Origin of the sequence: Erythrobacter rubeus, assembly GCF_014705715.1 — a bacterium.
Lineage (GTDB): Bacteria > Pseudomonadota > Alphaproteobacteria > Sphingomonadales > Sphingomonadaceae > Erythrobacter > Erythrobacter rubeus.
The window spans coordinates 1,692,564-1,715,214 of the sequence record NZ_JACXLC010000001.1 but is presented as its reverse complement, the minus strand read 5'-3'; the positions used below and the strand labels follow the sequence as shown (position 1 = coordinate 1,715,214).

Sequence of the window (22,651 nt, the reverse complement as noted above, 5' to 3'; positions counted from 1 at the left end):
ATGCAAATTAATGACAAGTCGCAAGAGGTTAACGCCCGAAGAGTCGCGCAGTTCCGCCCTTGAGGCCGCGCGCGCACTGCTTATCGAAACAGGTCCGCAATCGGTCACGCTGAAGGCGGTGGCCGCGCGGATCGGGCGTACGCACGCCAACCTGCTCCATCATTTCGGTTCCGCATCGGGGCTGCAAAAGGCGCTGGCCGAGCATCTCGCGAAAACCGTATGCGAGACAATCATCGAAGCGGTTCGGGCCAGCAGGGCCGGGCTAGGGTCCGCGCGCGAAGTGGTGGATCTGGCGTTCGATGCGTTCGACCGAGAAGGTGCGGGTGCGCTCACCAGCTGGATGCTGCTGACGGGTAACGAGGATGCGCTTAATCCCATCATCTCGACCATTCACGAACTGGTAGATGAGATCGCGCCCGAAGAGGCTGAAACCCACGGCGACGACATGCACGTCCACAAGGACACGCTCAGTCTCGTGCTGCTGGCGCTGGGCGATGCGCTTATCGGTGCCGCGCTGGCAAAATCTTTGGGCCTTCCACGTGACACCGCGCGCGAGCGCGCCGCAGCCAATCTCGAAGCATCAATGGCCGAGCATTATCAGAATTAGATTATTCGCCGATCGCGGCAGCCTGCCAGTCGGGTAGCGTCTGGGGATCGAGATCGGCAACGCGCAAGTGATCGACCGCCAGGCCCACATCGGGATAAGCCGCCTTGCGCCGTTTCTCTTCGGATGAGGCGAGCGGCACGACGACCAGCCGCCGATTGACCTTTTGCCGCCAGTTCATCCGGGCGGTGTTCTCCTGACCGATATAACACCCCTTGTCGAAACTCACGCCGTTGAGCTCGACTGCGTTCGTTTCCAGCCACAGGATATCGCCCAGTTCAGCCTGACCTTCCGGCACGCCTAGGGCGAGCCGATGAGCGCGGTAGGCTTCGTCTGTAGCATCCCGGATATCAGCCGGCGCGACAGCGCGATAGCCGAGCGCAGGAAGGCGTGGATCTGGCAATGCTCCATCGAAAGCACGCTCGCTCCAGTATGCGGCGAGGCTTTCATCAACGGCAATGTCGATCGGGCGGCGCAGGCGGTACAGCGAAAGACGCTTCACCAGATCGTCGGCGCTCTCCGCTTCGCAATCGAGCAGCAGCGATCCGTCTTCCCCAGGCCATACGAGGAAATCGAACATCGCCTTCCCCTGCGCCGACAACAAAGCGGCATAGGCTGGCAAGTCGCCTGTCACATCGTTGGTGAGCAGACCTTGAAGGAAATCAGCGACATTCTCGTCACCGTTACGCGGGGCGACCCTAATGATAGCCCTTCGGGCGAGTGGTTTCGCAGTCATCAGTGTGCAACTCGTTTTGCTATGGCGCTGGCGAGCCGTTCGCCCAGCTCTGGTCCTTGCTCGGGATAGAGATAGGGTTCGATCAGCTCGGCTTCCATAACCATCAGCGCTTCATCCTCCGCACGCAGCATGTCGATCCGCGCATAAAGCGGAACGGGGAAGGGGAGCGCTGCGACGATCGAGGAGGCCTCTGCGATTTCTTCGGCGGCCGGATGATAGACGCCCTCGGTCCCACCATAGAGCGATTGGATGCGGTAATCCCCCTTTGCGGGAAGCTTTCGCAAGGCATGGCCGAGCTTTCCATCAATGAAGATGAAGCTGAGTTCGCCTTCGCTCGCTATTGCGGGCAGATAGGGCTGCAACATCGCGCGGTGACCGTAGCGCCAGCCTTCTTTTGGTAAGGCGTCACTGCTGAGGAGCACCTGATCGAGCGCGCCTGCACCAACCTGTCGTTTCACAACCAGTCTGTCACACCCAAACGCGGCCATCGCCGAAAGTGCATCGGCCGGAGTGACGTCGTCCAGCCACTGCGTGGGAATGGTGTGGGCGCCGCTGCTCGCGAGGTCGCGCAGATAGGTCTTGCTGTAGTTCCATCGGACCACCTCCGGCGGGTTGCACACCATGATCCCGCGTGCGCTCAATTTCTCGAGCCGCGTGATGAACTCCTGTGCCTTGTCCTGATAATTCCAAGCCGTGCCGAGCAGCACGAGATCCAGCCCGTCGAAAGCCTCGACAGGCGCTTCCCAATCGACGACCCTCAATTCGAGGTTGTGCTTCTCAAACGCTGGCTCGAGGGCGGCAACCATCAGGTCGTGCTCATACGCGTCGCCGCGGCGGCGGTCGCCGTTTCCGGGTAGGGTCGTCTCGCAAGCGAGGAATCCGATAGTGGGCATGCACTGCGCCCTATTCGTGCGCGGCGGGACTGGAAAGACCCAACGCGCGCGCTTATGGCATCGCGCATGACCGACAGCCTCACGATCCGCCGCCCCGACGATTGGCATCTCCATTTTCGCGATGGCGAGATCATGCTCGGCGTCGTGCCTTACACGGCGCGCCAGTTCGCCCGCGCGATCGTGATGCCGAACCTGACGCCGCCTGTGACGACAGCCGCGCTTGCAAGCGATTATCGCGACCGTATCCGCGCCGCGGTGCCCCCGGGCGTTCGTTTCGAGCCACTGATGACCTGCTACCTCACCGACACAACCGATCCTGACGACCTTGCGCGCGGGGCGGCGGACGGCATTTTCACCGCTGCGAAGCTCTATCCCGCCAATGCAACAACCAATTCGGCAAGCGGAGTGAGCGATGTTGCTAAGATCTACCCGGTCCTTGAGCGCATGGAAGCGGAAGGCATCGTGCTGTGCATCCACGGCGAAGTTACCGATCACGACATCGATGTGTTCGACCGTGAAGCCGAGTTCATCGAGCGACACATGCGCGCCATCACTCGCGACTTCCCGAATCTAAAGGTTGTGTTCGAACACATCACCACAGCGGATGCGGTGACCTTCGTCGAAGAAAGCGGCATCAATGTCGCTGCCACGATCACGCCGCAACACCTTCATATCAATCGCAATGCGATGCTGGTGGGAGGCATCCAGCCGCACAATTACTGCCTGCCGGTCGCCAAGCGCGAGACCCACCGGCTGGCCCTGCGCCGCGCCGCAACATCTGGGTCGCCGAAATTCTTTCTCGGCACGGACAGCGCGCCGCACCTTCGGTCTGCCAAGGAATCCTCTTGCGGTTGTGCGGGTATTTTCAACGCGCCATTCGCGCTGGAAAGCTATCTGGCCGTGTTCGAAGAGGAAAATGCTCTCGATCGATTCGAAGGCTTCGCCTCGCTCTATGGTCCGGCGTTCTACGGTCTGCCAGTGAATGAGGAGCAGATTACGCTGGAGCGAGCCGATATTGCCGTGCCAGAAACCTTGCCGCTGACGGGAGAGGACATCGTCCCCTTCCACGCCGGGCAGACGCTTGGCTGGCGGATCGCGGGCTAAGCGGTCGCTCTTGTTCGGCGGGACTTGGTCCACAGGTCGGCGACGAAAATCGCAACAGCCGTCCAGATCAACACGAAGCTGCCCAATTGCACCGGCTGAAGCTCCTGGCCGAACACTGTCAGCCCGAGAATGAACACGATGGTCGGGGCAAGGTATTGGATGAAGCCGAGCGTTGAGTAGTTCATTCGCTTCGCCGCAATGGCGAACATCAGCAGCGGCACCGCGGTCACGATCCCTGAAAACGCGATCAGAGCGCTGAGGCCGAGGTCTGTACCGAAGGCCGAACCTGCCGGGCTTTGCGCATACCACCATGCAATGCCAGCTGCAGGAAGCAGCAGGATGGCGCTTTCGATCGTCAATCCGGGTAGTGAGCCAACCGGAACTTGCTTCCTCACAATACCATACATGCCGAAGCTTAGGGCAAGTGTCAGGCTGATCCAGAGCGTCGTCAACGCACCGGCGGCCAGCAAAGCGACCGCGCCGGCGGCGATGGCGACCGCCAGCCACTGCCACTTGCTGAGACGCTCCCTCAGCAGCAATGTGCCGAGCAGCACATTGAGCAGCGGATTGAGGTAGTAGCCAAGGCTCGCCGCGTAGACTTCACTTTGCATGATCGCCCAGATGTAAACGAACCAATTGATCGCGATTAGGATCGCGCTTGCGAACAGGGCAAGCATGGTGCGCGGATTGCTCAAGGCTGCGCGGAGCGCGGGAAATTGCTTCCGCAGTGCGACGATCAGCAGGCAAAACGGCAGCGTCCAGATGATCCGCCAGCCGACGAATTCGAACGGCGGAACGGCGGTCACCAGCAACAGGTACAGGGGCATGAAGCCCCAGATGACATACGCACCCAGCGCCGCGGGCAGGCCGGATGGCTCTGCGTGATAAGGAGAGTGCGATGCGGGCTGGGAAGCGGCCATGGAGCCTTGCCCCTAGGCCTCGCCAACCGACCGCGCAAGCTCACACCTTGCGCTCAAACTCATTCAGATTCGAGGTGGTTAAGCTGAACGCTAGATTTCAAATCGGATCGCAGGCCGTTCAGATATATCTCTCTATACATGAACAACCAGATCGAGAGAGGCTGCATGCACCCCGCGCCATTGCGCCTCGCTCCCCCTTCTTGGGCCATCCCCACCAACGGCCTGAGCGCGGCAACCACCTGTCGTGGAAAGCGCCTCCATCCCTTTCTAGGGGTGGGGGCGTTTTCGTTTTCGCGTGGCGAGATGCGAAGCTTAATCCTTGAGCCCGACGCCGATCGTGGCGCGCGGCTGCTCCATTTCGGTACTCGCGACCGGATAGGCGCAGTAGTCGGCAGCGTAATAGGCGGCAGGACGGTGATTTCCGGACAGGCCAATGCCGCCAAAGGGCGCGCCTGACGAGGCACCGTTGGTGGGCCGGTTCCAGTTGATAATCCCCGCGCGGATATTGGCCCAGAAGCGTCCGTAGTCCTCCGGCGAGCCGCCGATGAGCGAAGCGGAAAGGCCGAAACGGGTGTTGTTTGCCTCTGTTATCGCGCTGTCGAGATCGGGCACGCGGATCACTTGAAGGATTGGCCCGAAAAGCTCGATATCCGGGCGGTCCTCGATATCGGTCGTGTCGATAATGCCCGGCGTAAGAAATGGCTTTTCCGGATCGGGCCGTCGCAGATGACAAATCGGTTTGCCGCCAGCCGTCACCAGCGCAAGAAAGCTTTCGCTGAGGCGATCGGCTGTTTCATTGTCGATCACCGGACCCATGAAGGGCTGCGGTTCGCTCAGCGGATCACCGACGATCAGCTTTTTGGTGAGCGGTACCAGCTCGTCCATCAGCGCGTCATAGACACTGTCGACGACGATCAGCCGCCGCGCTGCCGTGCAGCGCTGACCCGCTGTCGTGAATGCGCTCTGGACGATGAGGACAGCTGCGTCCTTCAGCTTGGGTGTCTTGGTTACAACCATCGGGTTGTTGCCGCCCATTTCGAGCGCGACGATCTTGCCAGGGTTTGCTGCAAGCTTGCGATTGATCGCGATCCCTGCATTGGCCGATCCGGTAAACAACACGCCATCAATGCCGGGGTGGGCGACCAGAGCCTTGCCTTCGTCCGGCCCGCCGACAACGAGTTGGACGACGCCTTCCGGAAAAGATGCCTTGCGGAAACACTCGACCAGCGCGGCGCCGACAGCAGGCGTTTTCTCGGAAGGCTTGAACAGGACGACATTGCCCGCGATCAGCGCCGGAATGATGTGACCATTGGGAAGGTGCGCCGGGAAATTGTAGGGGCCCAGAACGGCCATCGTACCGTGCGGCTTATGCCGGACAGAGGCGGTGCCATTAAGGCCGCTGTCGAGCTTCTTCTTTCCTGTCCGCTCGGCATAGGCATTCACGGAGATGTCGACTTTGTTGATGACCGCTTCGACTTCGGTTCTTGCCTCCCACAAGGGTTTTCCGGCCTCGCGAGCGATAAGCTCAGCAAGGCCATCGGCCTCTGCGCGCACCTCGTTGGCGAAGCGGCTGACCATCTCGATCCGGTTCGTGAGCGGACGGGCAGCCCATGACGGCCAGGCGCGGCGCGCCGCGCTGACCGCAGCATCGACATCGCCATGCTTGCCCTGCCACAGCTCCTCACCGGTCGCGGGATCATAGGAAATCAGAACGTTATCGGACACGTTTAACAGGTCACCTTTCGTCTCATCATCCCCAACTTATCGACCAGAACTGGCTCCGTTAACTAGGTCGGTAGTGTGAGACCGGCGGAAAAGATAGAGCGCCCGAGCAAATTGCTGCCAAAGTGGAGCGGCTGAGCCGGTCCGGTGGATGGCGCGGGTTAGCTAATCGGTGAATGCCCCTGCGCTTCGGGAGCCGGGCCGAGCGCGTCGCCCATCTGCCGCATCTGCACGATCTTTTCTTCGAGCGGCTTCCAGTCGTCGCTTTCGTCAATTGCTGCCCAGATCGCTTCGACTTCGTCGATCAGCAATGATTGCGGAGCCATGCCGGACCAGTATTCATGCTGCGCGTCTGCCGCTCGGTACGGGGCAAGCGCTTCGCCAAGTTCTCCGTCTGCATCGCCCCGCTTGGACCGGTGCACAAAGAAGAACGCATCCGGACCCTCGCCCATTTCGCGCATGTGCTTCTCGCATACTGAAACGAGCGCGGCATCGGCCTCTGTCCCGCGTGGCTCCACGCCCAGCCGCCAGCACCACCGCCGGGCGACGGCGGCCATGTAGAGTTCTCCGAACCTGTTCATGGCCGCGACCAGCGGTTCGCTGTCGGCAAGCAAGCGCAGCGCCACGGCCAATTGGCCGCAATTCCAATGCAGCGCTTCGGGCTGACGGCCAAAGGCGTAGAGACCGCCATGGTCGAAATAGGCGGCTGTGAAGCTCGGGTCCCATGTCGGCAACCAGCGCCACGGACCATAATCGAAGCTCTCACCCGTCACGTTCATGTTGTCGGTGTTGAGCACGCCGTGAACGAAGCCAGCGACCATGTAGCTTGCGGCGAGGTCGGCCAGTCGCTCGATAACCTGATGCAGCAGGACCACCGCAGGTTCATCGCGTCCAGGCGCGTCCTCAGGCGGGGTGGGGCCAGGGAAGTGCTTGAGGCAATATGCGACGAGCGCCTCCATCTGCGTGGTTTCTTCCAAAGCCAGAAGCCGCTGGAACGTGCCGATGCGAATGTGCGAGTGGTTGAGCCGCGTCATCACTGCGGACCGCGTCGGCGATGGCTCGTCTCCGCGCATCAGCTGCTCGCCGGTTTCGACGACCGAAAACGTTTTCGACGTATTTACGCCGAGCGCTTCCAGCATTTCGGTCGCGAGTATTTCGCGCACTGCGCCCTTCAAGGTCAGCCGGCCATCGCCCGCCCGGCTGTAGGGCGTCTGGCCCGAACCCTTTGTACCGAGATCGAGCAAGCGCCCATCCGCGCCGCGCAGCTGCGCAAACAGAAACCCGCGGCCATCGCCGATATCGGGATTGTAGACCCTGAATTGATGCCCGTGATATTTGAGCGCCAGCGGCTGGGGCAGGTTATCAGGCAGCGGTTCGAACCTGCCGAAATGCCTCAACCAATCTTCGTCGCCCAGATGATCGAGTCCCACCGATTTCGTCCAGCGATCGTTGCGAAACCGCAGCTGCGTTTGCGGAAAATTCGCAGGTTCGACAGGAGAGCCGAGCCAATCGGCCAGCTCCAGAATCGCAGGATCGGCGATATAGCTGGAAGGTTGCGGTTCTGCGCGCATGGCGCAATAGTGGGGACAAGCGAAGGCGGGCGCAAGCGCACCTGCTTGCAAAACCTGTGAGGGAATTTCGCCGCATATGGCATCCAGCTATGAAGACCGGTCCTGGGTCAGCGAGGACGGGCTGAGCCTCCATTACCGCGATTATCCGGGACCTGAAGGGACGGACAGGCTGCCGGTCCTCTGCATGCACGGTCTGACGCGCAACGCACGCGACTTTGCCGATCTCGCCGAGGATATCAGCCGGACGCGCCGCGTAATCGTGCCTGACATGCGCGGGCGCGGAATGAGCGATTATGCGCCGGATTCGGACACGTACAATCCGCTGCAATATGTCGCCGATGTCGAAAAACTTCTGAGGGAAGAAGGAATCGACCGCTTCGTCGCGATCGGGACTTCGATGGGCGGGCTGATGACCATGATGCTCGCCCATGCACAGCCCGGGCGCATCGCTGCGGTTGTGATGAACGACATCGGGCCGGAGATCGACACATCGGGGGTCGAACGCATCGCCGGTTATGTCAGGCAGGGCGGCAGCTATCCGACGTGGATTCACGCAGCCCGCTCGCTCAGCCAAGTGCACGGCGCAGCTTTCCCCGATTTCGATCTCGATCGATGGCTGGAGATGGCGAAGCGCACACTCAGCGTCTGCCAGAACGGCCGGATCAGCTACGATTACGACATGGCAATTGCAGAGCCTTTCTCCAAGCCAGGCAATGCAGCGCCTGCCAACCTATGGCTTGCGTTCGAGGCTTTGCGCGCTGTGCCGATGGTGCTGATCCGCGGCGAGCTTTCCGACCTGCTCACCGCCGAGACGGTGAAGCAGATGAAGGCGCGCAATCCCAAGATGAGCGTTGTGACGGTTCCACGCGTTGGCCATGCTCCGACGCTGGACGAGCCCGAAGCGCGCGCCGCGATTGGCGAATTGCTGGCCGGCGCAGAATGACCTCGACGCCCAGAATTCTACACTGCCATTCGACATTCGCGGCAGCAGGCGCGGGAGCGCGCTCTGCCAGTCTGATCAATGCGCTGGGCAAGGGGCTGTCGCACCACGTCGTCTCTGCCGATCCGGAGCGGATGGAAGCGCGCGCGCTTATCGACCGGCGAAAGAGCGAGGTTGGCTATCCAGCCGATTTTCCTTCCCTGACCGGTCGCCCGGCACCGGGAAAGCTGATCGCGATCGCGCAAGCGTTGAAACCATACGATCTGATCCTGAGCTATGGCTGGGGCGCAATGAATGTCGCGATGGCGCACACGGTTTTCGCGCAGCAACTCGGACTGCCCCCCCTGATCCACCATGAAGACGGCTTTGATGCGGGCGCGGTGCAGGAGCTCTCTTTCAGACGGAACTGGTATCGCAGGATCGCCCTTGGCCGCGCGCATTCGCTGGTCGTGCCGGGCGAAACGCTGGAGAAGATCGCTGTCGATGTGTGGAAGCAGCCGCGACAGCGCGTGGTACGCGTCCCGCCCGGCATCGACACCAAGGCTTTCGCGCGCAAACCCGATCCGGGCAAATTGCGGCTGGTCAAGCGTGAAGGAGAGGTCTGGATTGGCACTCTCTCCGATCTAGGTGCCAACGAACAATTGCCGCGTCTTGTCGAAGCGGTCCCCGACCTTCCGGAAAACTGCCATCTGGTCATCTTGGGCGAGGGCCCCGAAAAAGAAGCGATACAGGATGCGGCGGTCGGCCGAGAAGTCAGCCACCGCGTTCATTTGCTGGGCGCGATCGACGATCCTTCGAAGGTCATCGGCCTGTTCGACATCTTCGCCCAGGCTCTCACGACCGAACAGTTTCCGTTGGCGGTTGTGAAAGCGATGGCAGCAGGACTGCCGATCGTCGCTCCCGATGTCGGCGACATCAAGGGCATCTTGGGCGAGAGAAACCGCGAATTCATCACCGCAACCGGCGGCGCGGAAGCGCTCGCCGCTATGCTCGGCGAATTCGCGCGCGATCCCGATCTGGCCAAGCGGATCGGCAGGGAAAACCGGGAGAAAGCGCGCAAATTGTTCGATATATCGCGCATGGCTGAACGCTACGCGGATCTCTATTCCGGCGCTCTGGATGGCGCGTGGAAAGGGCCGCGTTAGTCATCGCACAGCGCCCGCTTAATGGGCGGTTCAACTTGGCGGCGGCATTTCAGGCGGGGAGAGACCGGACCCGAGCGGAGGTGCGGCATTGCGGAAGGGCGCGCGCCCGCCTAAAGGTCCGCGAAACACGCAAATGGCATGAGGAAAAGAGCCCCGTGGCGCTAGGCCCAAAAGGTTCCAAGAACCCCGCAAAAGACAACGTCCCCGCTGGTATCGAGACGAGCGCAGAGGACGAAATCCTCATGCGCGAAATCGACGATGCCGTCAGGCAGGACGATGCGCAGCAATTCTTCAAGAAATACGGCGTTGCGCTGGGCTCGGCTCTGGTGCTCGGTCTGGCGGCTTTCGGCGGATATCTTGCGTGGGACCGGTATCAGGAGGGACAGCTTGAAGCGCAGTCGGAAACCCTGATCACCGCGCTCGATTATTCGCAGGCCGGCAATTTCGATCAGGCGAGCGAAGCGGCAGCCCCCCTGATCGACTCCCAGCAGGCGGGACCGCGCACAGCGGCGCGCTTCCTGCAGGCCGGTGCTGCACTCGAGCAAGGCAACACCGCAGAGGCTGTTGAACTATACGCTGCAATCGCTGCGGACGAAACGGCACCGGGCGTGCTGCGTGATCTGGCTCTCGTTCGCGAAGTGGCGTCGAATTTCGACGAGCGTGACCCGGCGGAAGTGATCGCAAAGCTCGAAGGGCTAACCCAGCCGGACAACGCTTTTTTCGGCAGCGCGGCTGAATTGACGGCGATCGCGCATTTGGAGCAGGGCAGCCGGGCGGAGGCTGGTGCGCTCTTTGCAGCCATCGCCAAGGACGATGAACAACCCGAGACGCTGCGCACGCGTGCAAGGCAGATGGCAGGCCTTCTCGGTGTGGATGCTATCGAAGATGTCGAGCAATTGCTCGAAGATGAAGGTGTCAACGCGGAACAGGGGCTGGTGCCGCTTTCACAATAAGCGCCTCTGACGAGGGTAGAGCGCTTCTCAAGAAGACTTGGACGGACGAATGATGACTGAATTGTATCGAGCCAGAACTGCACTTGTTGCAGGTGCATTGGCAGCGACGCTCACGGGATGTTCCGGAGGGCTTTTCGGCGGCGGTAAAAAGGAAACGCCCACTGTCGGAGATCGTATGCCGATCCTGTCGCGCATCGAGAGCGGGGCGGAAGTCGATCCGGCGTTGGCGGGTGTCAGCGTGGTCCTGCCCCCTGCTCAGGCGAACGAAGAATGGGCGCAGGTCGGCGGTTCGGCCAGCAAGTCCTATGGCCACCTTGCGCTCGCCGAGAGCCCGTCGCGCGCTTGGACTGCCAAGATCGCAGGTGCGAGCAATCGGGAGCGGCTCGCCGCGACACCAGTCGTCGGCAGCGACAAGCTGTTCGCGGTTGGCTCCGATGGCACCATCCACGCCTTCAACAAGGAAACCGGCGCGACCGTGTGGCGCACCGACGCGGTGATGGAAGACGATATGCGTCCGTCCGCTTTCGGCGGCGGGGTTAGCTACAATGATGGGCGGCTTTACGCCACCAACGGTGCTGGCGAAGTCAAGGCGCTGGATGCCGATACCGGCGAGCAGATCTGGAAGGTGAAGCCTGCGGGGCCGCTGCGCGGTTCGCCGACGATCGCCTTTGGTCAGATCTTCGTGATGACGCAGGACAACCAGATTATCTCGCTGCAAGCCTCCGATGGTTCCCTCGTATGGGACGAGTCGGGTTCGACCACGCAATCGGGCGTGTTCGGCGTGGCTGCACCGGCTGCGGGGCAGGGCACCGTTATTGCGGGGTACTCGAGCGGCGAGCTTAATGCCTATCGCTATGAGAATGGCCGTGTGCTTTGGGCCGATGCCCTGGCGCGCACGAATATCTCGACGCAGGTCAGCTCGATCACCGATATCGATGCGGATCCCATCATCGATTCCGGTCGCGTCTACGCGCTTGGACAAGGCGGCCGAATGGCGGCGTATGAGCTTGTCACCGGGCAGCGTATCTGGGAACTCAACCTTGCTGGTATCTCGACCCCGGCGATCGCAGGCGAATGGATTTTCACGCTGACCGACGATGCGCGGCTGCTTGCCATTGCGCGCTCGACCGGCCGGGTGCGCTGGATCACCCAGCTGCAGCAATACCGCGATGAAAAAGACCGGAAGGGCCAGATTTTCTGGACCGGCCCGGCTTTGGCAGGCGGGCAGCTATGGGTTGCCAGCTCACGCGGCGAAATCTGGCGGGTCAGCGCGGGCGAGGGTTCGTCGCAGTTGTTTACCGATATCGACAAATCGGTCAGCCTGCCGCCCATCGTTGCGGGCGAGCACCTTTACGTGCTGGACGACAGCGGGACGATCCACGCCTATCGTTGATCGGTAACTTTTCGGAGGCAGGCTAGATTAGCGGAGCGCCGTCATCGGCGTGGTACTTGCGCGCCTCTGTCACCGTCACGTCAATCGACGCGAGCGCCTTCTGGAAGGTTGCCATATGCGGCTCCTGAAAGTGTGAGACGAGCGCAGCCTCATCGACCCATTTTTCGGTGATGTGCAGCGTTGAGGGGTCGAGCACGTCCTGCGCATAGGCATAGCTGATGCAGCCTTCCTCCTTGCGAGAGGCTTCGACCATTGCGGTGAAAGCTTTGCGCCCCTGCTCAAGTGCGCCGTCGCCCAGTTTCGCCTCGGCCAGTACGATCAGCATGGGCTTCCTCCCCCGTCAGAATGAATATTTATAGACCCGCGAAACGTCGCCGTTCCATTCGCCGTGATAGGCATCGAGCAGGCGCTGCGCAGGAGCTTTCCCCGTGCTCACGATCTCGTCGAGCGTTTCGAGATAGCCGGTCTCATTATCGCCGCTGGCGTTCAGGCGGCCGCGTGCAGCCAATCCCTGATGCGCGATCTTGAGTACGTCCCGGCCCAGATCCTTCATCGTCCCGCCGCCGGGCAATCGGGTAGCGAGACCCAGCCGCGGCACTTCGCTCCGTAGCCGTTCGCGCTCTTCCATCGACCAGTCCTTCACGAGATTCCATGCGGCGTCGAGAGCGCCTTGATCGTAAAGCAAGCCCACCCAGAACGCGGGAAGCGCACAAATGCGGCTCCAAGGCCCGCCATCGGCACCGCGCATTTCTAAGAAGCTTTTGAGGCGCACCTCGGGGAACGCGGTTGAGAGATGATCCCACCAATCGCTCGCAGTGGGGCGTTCACCGGGGAGGACAGAAAGCTTGCCGTCCATGAAATCCCGGAAGCTTAGACCTGCCGCGTCGATATATTTCCCGTCGCGGAACACGAAGTACATCGGCACGTCGAGCATGTATTCGGCCCAGCGCTCATATCCGAAACCGTCTTCGAAGACGAAGGGCAGCATGCCGGTGCGATGCGGATCGGTATCCGACCAGATGTGGCTGCGATAGGAGAGGTAGCCGTTGGGCTTTCCTTCGGTGAACGGCGAATTCGCGAACAGGGCTGTTGCGAGAGGCTGGAGCGCGAGACCGACGCGGAACTTCTTCACCATGTCGGCTTCGGACGAATAATCGAGGTTCACTTGGATGGTGCAGGTCCGCAGCATCATGTCGAGGCCCAGAGTGCCGACCTTCGGCATGTGCCGCATCATGATTTCATATCGCCCCTTGGGCATGATGGGCAGCTCTTCGCGGGTCTTGTCGGGCCACATGCCGAGGCCGATGAAGCCGACACCGCAGCGCTCGCCGATCTGCTTGACCTGGTTAAGATGCCGCCCGGTTTCCGCGCAGGTTTCGTGCAGGTTCTCGAGCGGAGCTCCTGACAGCTCAAGCTGACCCGCCGGTTCAAGGCTGACCGTGCCGTCCGCGCCGCTCATCGCAATGACCTTGCCGTTCTCCTCGACCGGTTCCCAGCCGAACTCGCGCAGGCTCAAAAGGATGTCGCGAATGCCGCCTTCTTCCTCATAAGACGGGGCGTGCCGGTCGGATCGGTGGTAGACGAACTTCTCATGCTCGGTGCCGATGCGCCAGTCGGCTGCGGGCTTTTCCCCGCCGATCATCGGAGCGACGAGATCGTCCAGGCTCTCGATGACGGGTTCGTTGGCGTCTGATGCTTCGCGTGTGCTCATGGGGGTGGGCACCTTCCTCTGTTTCGGGTTGCCTTAGGAAACCGATTCAGGCGTGGGAAGCTCAAATTGCACTGCCTGCAACTTAGTTACCTGGTGGCCTGCCAATCGCCAGACGATGCCATCCACGCGGAAAGCGCCGCGATTGCGGCGGTTTCTCCGCGTAAGATCCTGGGTCCAAGAGAGATTGCTCGCGCTTCGGAAAGCGCGCGGATGGCTTCGCGTTCAGCGTTGTCGAAGCCGCCTTCGGGGCCGATCAGTATCGCTGCCGGGCCGGAATGCGCCGCGTACGCCTCCGCCGCCGGCGTTCCGCCCAGCTCGTCGGCGAAGAACAGCGCTCGCTCGGATGGCCAATCGCGCAGCAATGCCTCGAGTTTCATCGGAGCGATCAGCTCAGGCAGCGCCGTGCGTGCACACTGTTCGGCAGCTTCGATGGTGATCGTACGCGCACGTTCCAAGTTGAGCTTGTCCGCAACGCATCTGTGAGTGATGACTGGCTGGATGCAAGCCGCACCCAGTTCGGTCGCCTTTTCGAGCACGAGGTCGAAACGATCTTTCTTCAGCAGTGCCGGGCAGAGCCAGACTTCGGGTACGCTCTCCCGCTCTCGCAGCCGTTCCACCACGGTCACCTCGACGCGGCGCTTTTCGACATCGTCCACGCGCGCGGCCCACTCGCCGGTAACATTGTCGCAAAGCACCACTGCATCGCCTTCGCGCACGCGCATGACCTTGCCGAGATAGTGCGCATGCTGCCCGTCCAGCGCGAGAGCGCGGCCTTCGCCGAGTTCATCTTCGACGAACAGACGCGGAGCGCTGCGGGGCGGCCAGGCGGGCGTTGCGGGCATGGCTTTGCACTAGTCGTGGCGGGCGCTAAGGAGCAAGCCATGACCGCAAGATTGGCACAATTCGGCATCGCGGCGGTGTTCCTGGTGCTGGGCGCCTGGGCGTTGTTCTTTCCCGCAAGCGTGATCGAACTGGCGCTGACCGAGCCGTATCGCGAAAACACGTTCATGACGCGCTTCATCATAGCGTGTTTCGGATCGCAGGCGGTGCTGTTCGGAGCCATGGCGCTGTTCGTGCGCTTCACCGCGCGCGCATTTCTGGCGTTTGCGGTGCTGCTGCTGCCATTCTTCTGGTTCAATTGGTATTTCCATTACGAAATGCTGGTGCTCACCTCGATCGGGATGCTGGATTTCGCCGGTAATGTGACGATGTTTGCGCTCGCGATCCTCGGCTGGCGGGCGGCGAAGCGAGAGGAGGCGGCCGCGTGAGCGAAACCGTCGTCCCGGATAGCGAACATCGGGGGCTTGTCGCGCGTCTGCCGCAGTTCCCCCGCGACCTCGCGCAGCTCGCGCGCTTCGACCGTCCGATCGGCTGGTGGCTGCTATTCTGGCCTTGCGTGTTCGGTGTGTGGTTGGCGGGAGCCGGATGGCAACTGCCCCTGCTCGGCTGGCTGCTGCTCGGCGCGATCGCTATGCGCGGGGCAGGGTGCGTCTATAACGACATCGTCGACGCCGATCTCGACCGGAAAGTCGCGCGCACCGCTGCGCGCCCGGTGGCGAGCGGCCGCATTTCCAAGAAAACCGCCTGGGGCTGGCTCGTCGCGCTCAGCCTGATCGGTCTCGTTGTCCTCCTCCAATTACGCCCGGAAGCCCAGCTGGTCGCGCTTGCCAGCCTTGCGCTGGTTGCGGCTTATCCCTTCATGAAAAGGATCACATGGTGGCCGCAGGCATGGCTCGGCATGGTGTTCAATTGGGGGCTTCTGGTCGGGTGGACGCAATTGCGGTTCGACAATTGGGATGCTCTCGCCGCGATCTATGCAGGCTGCATCTGCTGGGTCATCGGATTCGACACCATCTATGCGTTGCAGGACCGCGAGGATGATGCGCTGGTCGGTATCAAATCCTCTGCCCTGCGCATGGGCGAGCGAGTCCATGCCGGCGTCGGCCTGTTCTACGGTGCAACCATCTGCCTTTGGGGTCTCGGTATCTGGCTATACCGGCCCGATTGGCTGGCACTGCTCGCGCTTGCGCCGGTGGCGCTACATCTGGTCTGGCAGGTCGCGACGCTCGACCCTGCCAACCCGGCAAACCCGCTTGAAAGGTTTCGCTCGAACCGGCTGGCGGGCGCACTCATGGCTGCCGCCTGTTTTGTCGTAGGCAATGCGTGACGCGTCACGCTTTGCGTTGCGCAAGCGAGAGAAAAACACCCGCCAGCGCATTAGCCTGGGCCGCTTGGCGAACAGGGCCAACGGTTGGAGATTTCCCTCGCTTGCCACTGAGAGGAGGTTTACGAGGCGGGCCGAACATTGGTTGTCGGAAGATCGGCTCGTTCATGCCTCACCGCCGGAATAGCTGACCACCTCGAATTCAATCCCGTCCCAATCGAAGAAATAGAACCGCCTTCCCGGGTCGTAATCGTCGTGCGAGAAAGTCTTCAATCCTGCATCGATGACCACGCTTTCAGCCGCGTCGAGGTCATCGACGAGCAGTCCGATATGATTGAGCGGCGCGCCTTTCGCGAAGTCGCCCGTCACCTCATCATTGGTGTAAAGCGCCAGATAAGTCGCGCCATTGCCCGCTTCGCCGATGTGGATGGTGTCGCCGCCCAAGGCCGAATTCCCCCGCCAGCGCTCTTCCCAGCCGAGCAGTTTTGTAAGCAGCGCTGCGCTGCGCTCGGGCTGTGTCACCGATAGATTGGCGTGCTCGATCTTTCCTGTGGGCATGAGTGCCTCCTCTTTCTGCGTCGCCCGAATCACCGGACTTGAGCAGGATGCAATCTCAACCTAACTTGAGATCAAGAGATTCTTGAAGGAGCATGATCATGGCCGTTCGTCTGCGTAAATCGGATCTCATTCCGATCGGCGAAATGGCTCGGCGTACTGGGCTTTCCGTGTCCGCGATCCGGTTTTACGAAGACAAGGGGCTGGTCGAGCCGGTCCGGTCCGCTGGCAATCAGCGCCGCTTCTTGCGCTCCGACATTCGCCGCGTCAGCTTTATCCGTATTGCGCAGCAACTTGGCCTGACGCTAGGCGAAATCCAGGCCGAGTTCGCAAAGCTGCCCTATGGCCGAACGCCGACCGCTCGCGACTGGAAAGTGATCAGCACCTCGATCCGCCGAGTCCTCGATGAGCGGATTGCCGAGCTTCAGCGCACCCGCGATCGGTTGGATGGATGCATCGGATGCGGGTGTCTGAGCCTCAAGAAATGCGCGCTCTATAACGCCGACGATCATCTCGCTGCGAAAGGGCCCGGACCACGCCAGCTGCTGGCCGATTAGGTCTCCGGACCAAGCTCGGGATCGAGATCGCGCGGACGGGCGAAATGCACCACTTCGCCGCAATGGTTCTTCAGATCCGCCCAGCTGTCGATGCGGCACTCGAGCACCGCAAAGGTCGCGGTCGGAAACTTGACCGATGCCTCGCGAAACAGATCGTTCTCTCGAGAGGGGGAAACGAGATCGAGCAAAACCTCCTGCAAGCCGGGATTGTGTCCGGCGATCAGGATCGTATCGAGATCGTCTTCGGCAGATGCGGCGTGATCCTGCACCGTTTCCAGGATCGTGTCCGAGCCGGCGAGATACAGCCGCTTATCATATTCGGTATGCATTGCGGGGAGGGCGGTCTCCAGCGTGGCCACAACACGCGCGGCGGGGCTCGCGATCAGCCGATCCCACTTGATCCCGTGTTCGCGAATGTGATCGCCGATCAGCTTCGCACCGCGCCGTCCGCGATCATTGAGCCCGCGATCGAAGTCTCGCTGGGAGACATCGTCCCAATCGGATTTGGCGTGCCGCAATAATCCGAGGATTTTCGTCACTCGTTCAAACCTCTCAAAGCGTTCGCCTGACAGATGCCGCGCATCGTGCAGAGGTTCTCAACACGTAAGTGGCGCTCGTGTAAAGCAAATGCGGCAGCCGCATGCTTACCGCCGAAGCGAAAGCATGGGCTGCCGCATGGACCAGCGCGAGGAGAGCGCGGGCCGTTGGGGCTGGTTAAGCTCGTCTAAGTCCGCTCAGGCTCGCTCGGATGCATGTGCCGCGCGGGTGCCGAACGAGATCAGCGGTTTCGCGTTGGCGCGGAATTCTTCCTTGTACCGCGGGTGCTCGGTCCCCATCCATCGGTCCCACCAGGTGAAATAGAAGCCGTAATTGTAGCCCGAGGAATGGTGCAGATCGTGATGCGTGGTCGTCGCAATCCAGTCGGTAAGCGGATTGTCGACCCAGCCAGCCGGAAACAGTTCGCTTCCCGCATGGGCCATTACGTTGCGGATGATCTGGTGCCACAGGTAGAGGAAGATCGCGAAGCCTGCATAGGCGATGCCGAGCTGGCTGGTCACGAGCAGGAACAGCGGGACGAAGGCGACTTCGAGCACGGCCTCGATAGTGGTGAAGCTGTAGGCCGTCCACGGAGTGGGCGTGCGCGATTTGTGGTGGTGCAGGTGCGTCGCGCGGAACAGCGCCTTGGAATGCATGGCGCGGTGTATCCAGTAGAACCACGCATCGTGTGCGACAACGATGAGGGCGAAATGCCAGGCGACCGTGATCAGCGGCGCTTCCTGAAGAGAGAGTTTGATGACTCCGAATTCCCTACCCACCAGTGTCGCCAGTGTGACCACGGCGAAGACGAGGATGGTTCGGAAGGACGACGCGACTTCGCGTATATAATCGCTGCGTTTGGCCGTCCGGTCGCGCTGGATCCGCCGCGCCTTGGCCCAACTGCCGAAGACGAACAGCAATATCGTCATACCGCCAGCGGCAATGAGATAGCGCCCCAAATCGAAATAGAGGACGTTGGCGAAGTGCTGTGAAACGCGCTCTGCGATGTAGACAAGAGTTTCGCCGGTGGCGGGATCAATCATGTGTTTCGTATCCCTCTGTTGGATGACGACAAAGGAATGGCGGACCTATCGCGTCTTTTCCTCTCACCAGCGAAAAATCTCGGTCGATTTCGAAATCGACTTAAGTTTTTCAGTTTTGAACAGCCGTTTCGCTGCTGTTCACCCCATCATCGTTGAAGGATAAACGTCTGAATTCGCTGGGTGTTGTTCCTGTCTCAGTGCGGAAAGCCCGGTTGAAGGTCGGCAGTGAATTGTAGCCGAGATCCATTGCGATTGTGAGCACCGGCAGGTCGACATCCTCGGCGCGCGAGAGTTTTTCGCGCGCTTCGGTGATGCGGTAACGATTGAGATAGGCGGAAAAGTTGCGGTGCCCCAATCGCCGGTTGATGAGCGCACGAAGCCTGTGCTCGGGCGTATCGAGCCGCTCCGCTAGCGCGGCGATAGTCAGCCCCGGCTCGCGATAGATTCCATCGGCCATCGCCGCCTCGAGCCTTTCGTGCAGAACCTTTTCCTGCGGCGTTAGGTCGAGCGTTTCGGGTTGCTCGGTCTCCGCATCGTTGGGTCTTTCGCCCAGCAATTCGCCCACGGTGCGCAGCAAAGCAAGCCCGGCAAACAGGATGATCAGGAACATGATCAGGGCGACGGTGAATTCGATTATCGGGATGTTCCGGCTCAAGCCCGCGAAGAGCTCGTATAATTCGTAGACCATGATCGCGACCGTTTGCGCCGCGGCGAACAGCGGAAGCCACAACCGGATGGCGCGGCGTTCTTCGACAAGATCGTCGCCGCGCTCGAACAGCCCTACGCGCAGGAGATCAGCCATAAGGCCCAAGGCGGCGAAATGGAGGATCAGGAAGCCCGCGCGCCCGGTGAAGGGAACAAAGCTGCCAATGAACCAAGCGGCGACGATCAGCGCGGCGACCGCGTAAATGATACGTGGCTCTGCGTCACGTTCGAACAGTCGGCGTGCGAACAGCCATACCCAGAACGGCGTCGAGATCGCGAACAGGTCGATGAACGGATCGAGCGGCCCCTCGCCAAGCAGGGTCACGCTGGAATTGAGAAGGTAGGCGCTGCCGCCCACCAATGCGCCAACCAGCGGAACCTTCATGCTTGTGCGCGCGTCACCGGCGACAAGCTGCGCAATCAGCATTAGGGCAGCGCCCATCGCCAGCAGCCTGAGGTAGAAATCCCACAATTCGATCATTGCGGCCAATCTGGGATATTGTCGTCCAGTTCGCCAGCATTTTGGACAGCTTCGGTCTGCTTTTCACCGATCAGCCCGTCGCGCACGCGGACAAGCGCTTCGTCGAGCGTCAGGCGGTGGATGGCAATGCCTTGCGGGAACGCTGAAAGCAGGCGGCTCGGAAAAGCGGAGGACAGGACGACGAAATGCCCAGAATCGTCCCTGTTCCGGATGAGGCGGCCGAATGCCTGGGCCAGCCGCGCGCGAATGATGCGGTCATCGTACTGGCTGCCGGAGCCCGAGGCCGCTCTGCGTGCCTTGTGCAGGATATCGGGGCGGGGCCATGGCACCGCTTCCAGCGCGACGCATCGCAGCGACCGGCCCGGCACGTCGACTCCGTCGCGCAGCGCGTCGGTGCCCAGCAGGCTGGCACGCGGATCGTCGCGGAAGATGTCGACGAGCGTTCCGGTGTCGATAGGATCGACATGCTGAGCGAAGATCGGCAGCCCCTCTCGCGCAAGCCGGTCTGCAATCCGGCCATGGACCGCGCGCATCCTGCGGATCGCGGTGAAGAGCCCAAGCACGCCGCCGCCCGATGCTTCGATCAGGCGCGCATAGGCTCCGGCAAGGCCCGGCAAATCGCCCTTCTTGACGTCGGTGACAATCAGCACTTCCGCGCGGGCGGCATAATCGAACGGGCTCTCGGCGGCGGAAAGCAGCGGCTTGCTTTCGATGTGCGCCGCGCCCGATCGCGCGATGGCGGTCTGCCATTTCGCATCCTGCGCATCGCTCGCATCCGCGCCGATCCGGTCGGTCAACGTAGCGCTGGTGAGCATCACCCCGTGCGCGGGCTCAAGAACGACCTTGGCAAAAGGTTTCATCGGATCGAGCCAGCGGCGATGGATGGCGACATCGAATTCGCGCGCATCGCTGCGATCCACCGCGAGCCAATCGACGAATTCGGGATCGGCCGGTCCGCCAAGTCGGGCGAGGAGCGATTCCCAGGCTGCGATAAGATCGACCCGCCATTGCAGCGAAAACCGCGCACCTTCGATGCGGGCGCGGCCCTGACCATCCAGCCAGTCGGGCGGGTCGGCCATGATCGCCTCGAGCCGGCCACCAAGCTTGATCAGCGGCGTGCGGATGGCAGCCAGCGCTTCGGCAGCGCCGCCCGCCGCCTCGATCACTTCGCCCGGAAGCCCGGATGCTTCGGTTTCAATCCCGTACCCGGCTTCCTGCCCGCGCGAATTGTTGGCGCTTTCATCGCGGGCATAGGTTGCGGCACGCACCGCAGAGAGCAGCGCTTCGATCGGCCCTGAGGGTTCGCCTTCGTTGAGGCGTTGGAGCCAGCCTTCGCCCGGAAGCGCAGCGCCTGCCTCGCACGCATCTTCTATCGCCTCGCCGCCATCGTCGTCGTAGCTCGCGACATCGGCGAGGCGCGCGGCGAGCCCGCGGCGGCGGCCTCTGTTCTTGCGCTCTGGCCCCATGATCCAGCGCCGAAGCTCGATTGCCTCTTGGCCGCTGAGCGTGGCGGCGAAGGTCGAATCCGCTGCCTCGAACACATGGTGCCCCTCATCGAAAATCAGCCGGGTGGGGCGCTGTGCATGGTCGCGGCCCCGCGCTGCATTGACCATAACGAGCGCGTGATTGGCGATGACGAGGTCTGCCTGAGCGCTGTCCCGCCCAGCGCGCTCGATGAAGCACTTTCGGTAATGCGGGCACCCGGCATAGATGCACTCGCCGCGCTGATCGGTGAGCGCGGCAATCCCCCGCTTGCGAAACAGCGTGCCAAGCCAGCCCGGCAGGTCGCCGCCGATCATATCGCCATCGCGCGTGAACGCCGCCCAGCGCGCCACCAGCTGCGCCAGGATCGCGGGACGACTTGCGAAGCCGCCTTGCAAGGCGTCCTCCAGATTAAGCAGACAGAGGTAATTCTCGCGCCCCTTGCGCACCACCACAGGCGGTGTGCCGTCAGGCCGCTTCATCGGCCAGGCGCGGCGGCTCTCACTGCGAAGCTGCCTCTGCAGGTTTTTCGTAAAGGTCGAAACCCAGACTGTCCCGCCAGAGGCATTGGCCCATAGAGAGGAAGGCGCGAGATAGCCAAGCGTCTTGCCGATACCCGTACCTGCCTGAGCCAGAGCGAGATGCGGCAGGTCGCGCGCATCGCGCGGCGCGAAAATACGCGCCGCTTCCCTTGCATAGGCGCGTTGTCCCTCGCGCTTTTCCGATCCCTCTCCGGTAAGGTGATCAAGCTGTTGGAGCACGTCATCTTCGGGGAGCTCCACCTGCCTTGGCGATCCGCGCTCGGGCGATTCTTCCCATTCGGGCAGGGTTGCAAACAGCCATTTCTCGGCGCGCTCGGGCCTGGCGACATGCGGTTTCAGAACTCCCGCCCATGGCCAGCGCAGCCGCTCCATCGATTGCAGCGCGCTCCACGCACCCTCCCGCTCGAACCATTCGGGGTCCTCGCATGCTGTAACGAGCGCCCCGGCGGTGCGTTGCAGGAAAGCGGGGACATCTTCGTCACCGGCAGGCTCATCGATTTCCAGTGCCTGCGCCAAGCCGCGCGGCGTCGGCACGCAAAACCGCGCCGGATGGACGAATGCGAAGAGCTCCAGCAGGTCGAGCCCCGAAAGGTCGGGATAGCCGAGCCGGTTTGCCACCAGCGGCGCATTGATCAGCAAGACCGGTGTATCCGATGCGGCCATGATCGCATCGCCTTTCGAGACCGCGCCGGTCTCGCCATTCGGTGGGCGGAGCCAATTGCCGCCATGGCTCGCATGGAGCGCAGGAAGCGGGATCGGTTCCGAAGGGGGCGTGGTCGCTGTCACTACAGGAGGAATGCGGGACAGGGAACGGAATGTAAACGATTCGGCGTGATGGTCGGCTTGGATAGGGGGGATTATGCAGAAATTACGTGGATTCTCGGTTGCTTGCG

Annotated in this window: 22 protein-coding genes; 9 read left to right on the top strand and 13 right to left on the bottom strand. The window is 61.8% G+C overall.

Going from position 1 to position 22,651, the window contains the following annotated elements; genetic code table 11:
• The first annotated feature begins 10 nt into the window (after positions 1 to 10).
• Positions 11 to 607, top strand: a complete 597-nt coding sequence (locus IB285_RS08455; RefSeq protein ID WP_190787758.1) for a TetR/AcrR family transcriptional regulator — start codon at positions 11 to 13, stop codon at positions 605 to 607.
• A gap of 1 nt (position 608) precedes the next feature.
• Here IB285_RS08455 and ygfZ read toward each other — a convergent pair whose 3' ends face one another.
• Positions 609 to 1,340 carry a CAF17-like 4Fe-4S cluster assembly/insertion protein YgfZ gene (gene ygfZ / locus IB285_RS08450; RefSeq protein ID WP_190787757.1) on the bottom strand — a complete coding sequence of 244 codons (732 nt, stop codon included), beginning with the start codon at positions 1,338 to 1,340 and terminating at the stop codon, positions 609 to 611.
• A complete protein-coding gene (locus IB285_RS08445; protein ID WP_190787756.1) occupies positions 1,340 to 2,233 on the bottom strand; it encodes an ATP-grasp domain-containing protein in 894 nt (297 codons plus the stop codon). The genes ygfZ and IB285_RS08445 overlap by 1 nt, the downstream gene beginning before the upstream one ends.
• Positions 2,234 to 2,299: 66 nt before the next feature.
• Between IB285_RS08445 and pyrC the strand changes: the two genes are divergently transcribed.
• Entirely contained in the window at positions 2,300 to 3,337 is a 1,038-nt protein-coding gene (gene pyrC / locus IB285_RS08440) for a dihydroorotase (protein ID WP_190787755.1), read from the top strand.
• Here pyrC and rarD read toward each other — a convergent pair.
• The 3 genes from rarD to IB285_RS08425 form a co-directional block, all read right to left on the bottom strand.
• A complete protein-coding gene (gene rarD, locus IB285_RS08435) occupies positions 3,334 to 4,257 on the bottom strand; it encodes an EamA family transporter RarD (RefSeq protein ID WP_190787754.1) in 924 nt (307 codons plus the stop codon). The genes pyrC and rarD overlap by 4 nt on opposite strands.
• Before the next feature lie 312 nt (positions 4,258 to 4,569).
• On the bottom strand, positions 4,570 to 5,991 hold the full coding sequence (gene astD, locus IB285_RS08430) for a succinylglutamate-semialdehyde dehydrogenase (RefSeq protein WP_199803460.1): 1,422 nt from the start codon (positions 5,989 to 5,991) through the stop codon (positions 4,570 to 4,572).
• A gap of 149 nt (positions 5,992 to 6,140) precedes the next feature.
• Positions 6,141 to 7,550, bottom strand: coding sequence for a protein adenylyltransferase SelO family protein (locus IB285_RS08425; RefSeq protein WP_190787752.1), 1,410 nt, complete (start codon positions 7,548 to 7,550; stop codon positions 6,141 to 6,143).
• Between the two features lie 76 nt (positions 7,551 to 7,626).
• On the opposite strand from IB285_RS08425, the gene IB285_RS08420 reads away from it, so the two are divergent.
• The 4 genes from IB285_RS08420 (at position 7,627) to IB285_RS08405 (ending at position 11,981) form a co-directional block, all read left to right on the top strand.
• Positions 7,627 to 8,493 (top strand): alpha/beta fold hydrolase, encoded by an 867-nt coding sequence (locus tag IB285_RS08420; protein ID WP_190787751.1) that lies wholly within the window; start codon positions 7,627 to 7,629, stop codon positions 8,491 to 8,493.
• A complete protein-coding gene (locus tag IB285_RS08415) occupies positions 8,490 to 9,635 on the top strand; it encodes a glycosyltransferase family 4 protein (RefSeq protein ID WP_190787750.1) in 1,146 nt (381 codons plus the stop codon). The genes IB285_RS08420 and IB285_RS08415 overlap by 4 nt, the downstream gene beginning before the upstream one ends.
• 155 nt (positions 9,636 to 9,790) lie before the next feature.
• The gene (locus IB285_RS08410) at positions 9,791 to 10,588 is read left to right on the top strand and encodes a tetratricopeptide repeat protein (protein ID WP_328705873.1); all 798 of its coding nucleotides are present in this window, start codon (positions 9,791 to 9,793) and stop codon (positions 10,586 to 10,588) included.
• 49 nt (positions 10,589 to 10,637) lie between these two features.
• Complete coding sequence (locus tag IB285_RS08405) at positions 10,638 to 11,981, top strand: outer membrane protein assembly factor BamB family protein (RefSeq protein ID WP_190787749.1); 1,344 nt, start codon at positions 10,638 to 10,640, stop codon at positions 11,979 to 11,981.
• A 22-nt stretch (positions 11,982 to 12,003) separates the two neighbouring features.
• Here IB285_RS08405 and IB285_RS08400 read toward each other — a convergent pair whose 3' ends face one another.
• The 3 genes from IB285_RS08400 to IB285_RS08390 form a co-directional block, all read right to left on the bottom strand.
• Positions 12,004 to 12,306: a putative quinol monooxygenase gene (locus IB285_RS08400; protein ID WP_190787748.1), complete on the bottom strand. Its 303-nt coding sequence runs from the start codon at positions 12,304 to 12,306 to the stop codon at positions 12,004 to 12,006.
• Positions 12,307 to 12,321: 15 nt separating this feature from the next.
• Entirely contained in the window at positions 12,322 to 13,692 is a 1,371-nt protein-coding gene (locus IB285_RS08395) for a glutamate--cysteine ligase (RefSeq protein WP_190787747.1), read from the bottom strand.
• 86 nt (positions 13,693 to 13,778) lie between these two features.
• On the bottom strand, positions 13,779 to 14,534 hold the full coding sequence (locus tag IB285_RS08390; protein WP_190787746.1) for a 16S rRNA (uracil(1498)-N(3))-methyltransferase: 756 nt from the start codon (positions 14,532 to 14,534) through the stop codon (positions 13,779 to 13,781).
• A 39-nt stretch (positions 14,535 to 14,573) separates the two neighbouring features.
• Between IB285_RS08390 and IB285_RS08385 the strand changes: the two genes are divergently transcribed.
• Both IB285_RS08385 and ubiA read left to right on the top strand, forming a co-directional pair.
• On the top strand, positions 14,574 to 14,960 hold the full coding sequence (locus IB285_RS08385; RefSeq protein ID WP_190787745.1) for a hypothetical protein: 387 nt from the start codon (positions 14,574 to 14,576) through the stop codon (positions 14,958 to 14,960).
• Complete coding sequence (gene ubiA / locus IB285_RS08380) at positions 14,957 to 15,859, top strand: 4-hydroxybenzoate octaprenyltransferase (RefSeq protein WP_190787744.1); 903 nt, start codon at positions 14,957 to 14,959, stop codon at positions 15,857 to 15,859. The genes IB285_RS08385 and ubiA overlap by 4 nt, the downstream gene beginning before the upstream one ends.
• A gap of 162 nt (positions 15,860 to 16,021) precedes the next feature.
• Here the strand turns inward: ubiA and IB285_RS08375 are convergent, their stop codons facing one another.
• Positions 16,022 to 16,414, bottom strand: a complete 393-nt coding sequence (locus IB285_RS08375; protein ID WP_190787743.1) for a VOC family protein — start codon at positions 16,412 to 16,414, stop codon at positions 16,022 to 16,024.
• Positions 16,415 to 16,512: 98 nt separating this feature from the next.
• On the opposite strand from IB285_RS08375, the gene soxR reads away from it, so the two are divergent.
• Complete coding sequence (soxR, locus tag IB285_RS08370) at positions 16,513 to 16,968, top strand: redox-sensitive transcriptional activator SoxR (RefSeq protein WP_234033097.1); 456 nt, start codon at positions 16,513 to 16,515, stop codon at positions 16,966 to 16,968.
• Here the strand turns inward: soxR and IB285_RS08365 are convergent.
• The 4 genes from IB285_RS08365 to IB285_RS08350 all read right to left on the bottom strand — a co-directional run bounded on the left by IB285_RS08365 (position 16,965) and on the right by IB285_RS08350 (position 22,421).
• Positions 16,965 to 17,507 (bottom strand): SixA phosphatase family protein, encoded by a 543-nt coding sequence (locus IB285_RS08365; protein ID WP_190787742.1) that lies wholly within the window; start codon positions 17,505 to 17,507, stop codon positions 16,965 to 16,967. The genes soxR and IB285_RS08365 overlap by 4 nt on opposite strands.
• A 195-nt stretch (positions 17,508 to 17,702) precedes the next feature.
• The gene (locus IB285_RS08360; protein ID WP_190787741.1) at positions 17,703 to 18,548 is read right to left on the bottom strand and encodes a sterol desaturase family protein; all 846 of its coding nucleotides are present in this window, start codon (positions 18,546 to 18,548) and stop codon (positions 17,703 to 17,705) included.
• 109 nt (positions 18,549 to 18,657) lie between these two features.
• The gene (locus IB285_RS08355; protein ID WP_190787740.1) at positions 18,658 to 19,734 is read right to left on the bottom strand and encodes a helix-turn-helix domain-containing protein; all 1,077 of its coding nucleotides are present in this window, start codon (positions 19,732 to 19,734) and stop codon (positions 18,658 to 18,660) included.
• Positions 19,731 to 22,421 (bottom strand): ATP-dependent DNA helicase, encoded by a 2,691-nt coding sequence (locus IB285_RS08350; protein WP_234033644.1) that lies wholly within the window; start codon positions 22,419 to 22,421, stop codon positions 19,731 to 19,733. The genes IB285_RS08355 and IB285_RS08350 overlap by 4 nt, the downstream gene beginning before the upstream one ends.
• Positions 22,422 to 22,651: the final 230 nt, after the last annotated feature.

Coding starts and splice junctions, on each gene's coding strand:
- IB285_RS08455 (WP_190787758.1), top strand. CDS start 11: ATGACAAGTCGCAAGAGGTTAACGCCCGAAGAGTCGCGCAGTTCCGCC.
- ygfZ (WP_190787757.1), bottom strand. CDS start 1,340: ATGACTGCGAAACCACTCGCCCGAAGGGCTATCATTAGGGTCGCCCCG.
- IB285_RS08445 (WP_190787756.1), bottom strand. CDS start 2,233: ATGCCCACTATCGGATTCCTCGCTTGCGAGACGACCCTACCCGGAAAC.
- pyrC (WP_190787755.1), top strand. CDS start 2,300: ATGACCGACAGCCTCACGATCCGCCGCCCCGACGATTGGCATCTCCAT.
- rarD (WP_190787754.1), bottom strand. CDS start 4,257: ATGGCCGCTTCCCAGCCCGCATCGCACTCTCCTTATCACGCAGAGCCA.
- IB285_RS08425 (WP_190787752.1), bottom strand. CDS start 7,550: ATGCGCGCAGAACCGCAACCTTCCAGCTATATCGCCGATCCTGCGATT.
- IB285_RS08420 (WP_190787751.1), top strand. CDS start 7,627: ATGGCATCCAGCTATGAAGACCGGTCCTGGGTCAGCGAGGACGGGCTG.
- IB285_RS08415 (WP_190787750.1), top strand. CDS start 8,490: ATGACCTCGACGCCCAGAATTCTACACTGCCATTCGACATTCGCGGCA.
- IB285_RS08405 (WP_190787749.1), top strand. CDS start 10,638: ATGATGACTGAATTGTATCGAGCCAGAACTGCACTTGTTGCAGGTGCA.
- IB285_RS08400 (WP_190787748.1), bottom strand. CDS start 12,306: ATGCTGATCGTACTGGCCGAGGCGAAACTGGGCGACGGCGCACTTGAG.
- IB285_RS08395 (WP_190787747.1), bottom strand. CDS start 13,692: ATGAGCACACGCGAAGCATCAGACGCCAACGAACCCGTCATCGAGAGC.
- IB285_RS08390 (WP_190787746.1), bottom strand. CDS start 14,534: ATGCCCGCAACGCCCGCCTGGCCGCCCCGCAGCGCTCCGCGTCTGTTC.
- IB285_RS08385 (WP_190787745.1), top strand. CDS start 14,574: ATGACCGCAAGATTGGCACAATTCGGCATCGCGGCGGTGTTCCTGGTG.
- IB285_RS08375 (WP_190787743.1), bottom strand. CDS start 16,414: ATGCCCACAGGAAAGATCGAGCACGCCAATCTATCGGTGACACAGCCC.
- soxR (WP_234033097.1), top strand. CDS start 16,513: ATGGCCGTTCGTCTGCGTAAATCGGATCTCATTCCGATCGGCGAAATG.
- IB285_RS08360 (WP_190787741.1), bottom strand. CDS start 18,548: ATGATTGATCCCGCCACCGGCGAAACTCTTGTCTACATCGCAGAGCGC.
- IB285_RS08355 (WP_190787740.1), bottom strand. CDS start 19,734: ATGATCGAATTGTGGGATTTCTACCTCAGGCTGCTGGCGATGGGCGCT.
- IB285_RS08350 (WP_234033644.1), bottom strand. CDS start 22,421: ATGGCCGCATCGGATACACCGGTCTTGCTGATCAATGCGCCGCTGGTG.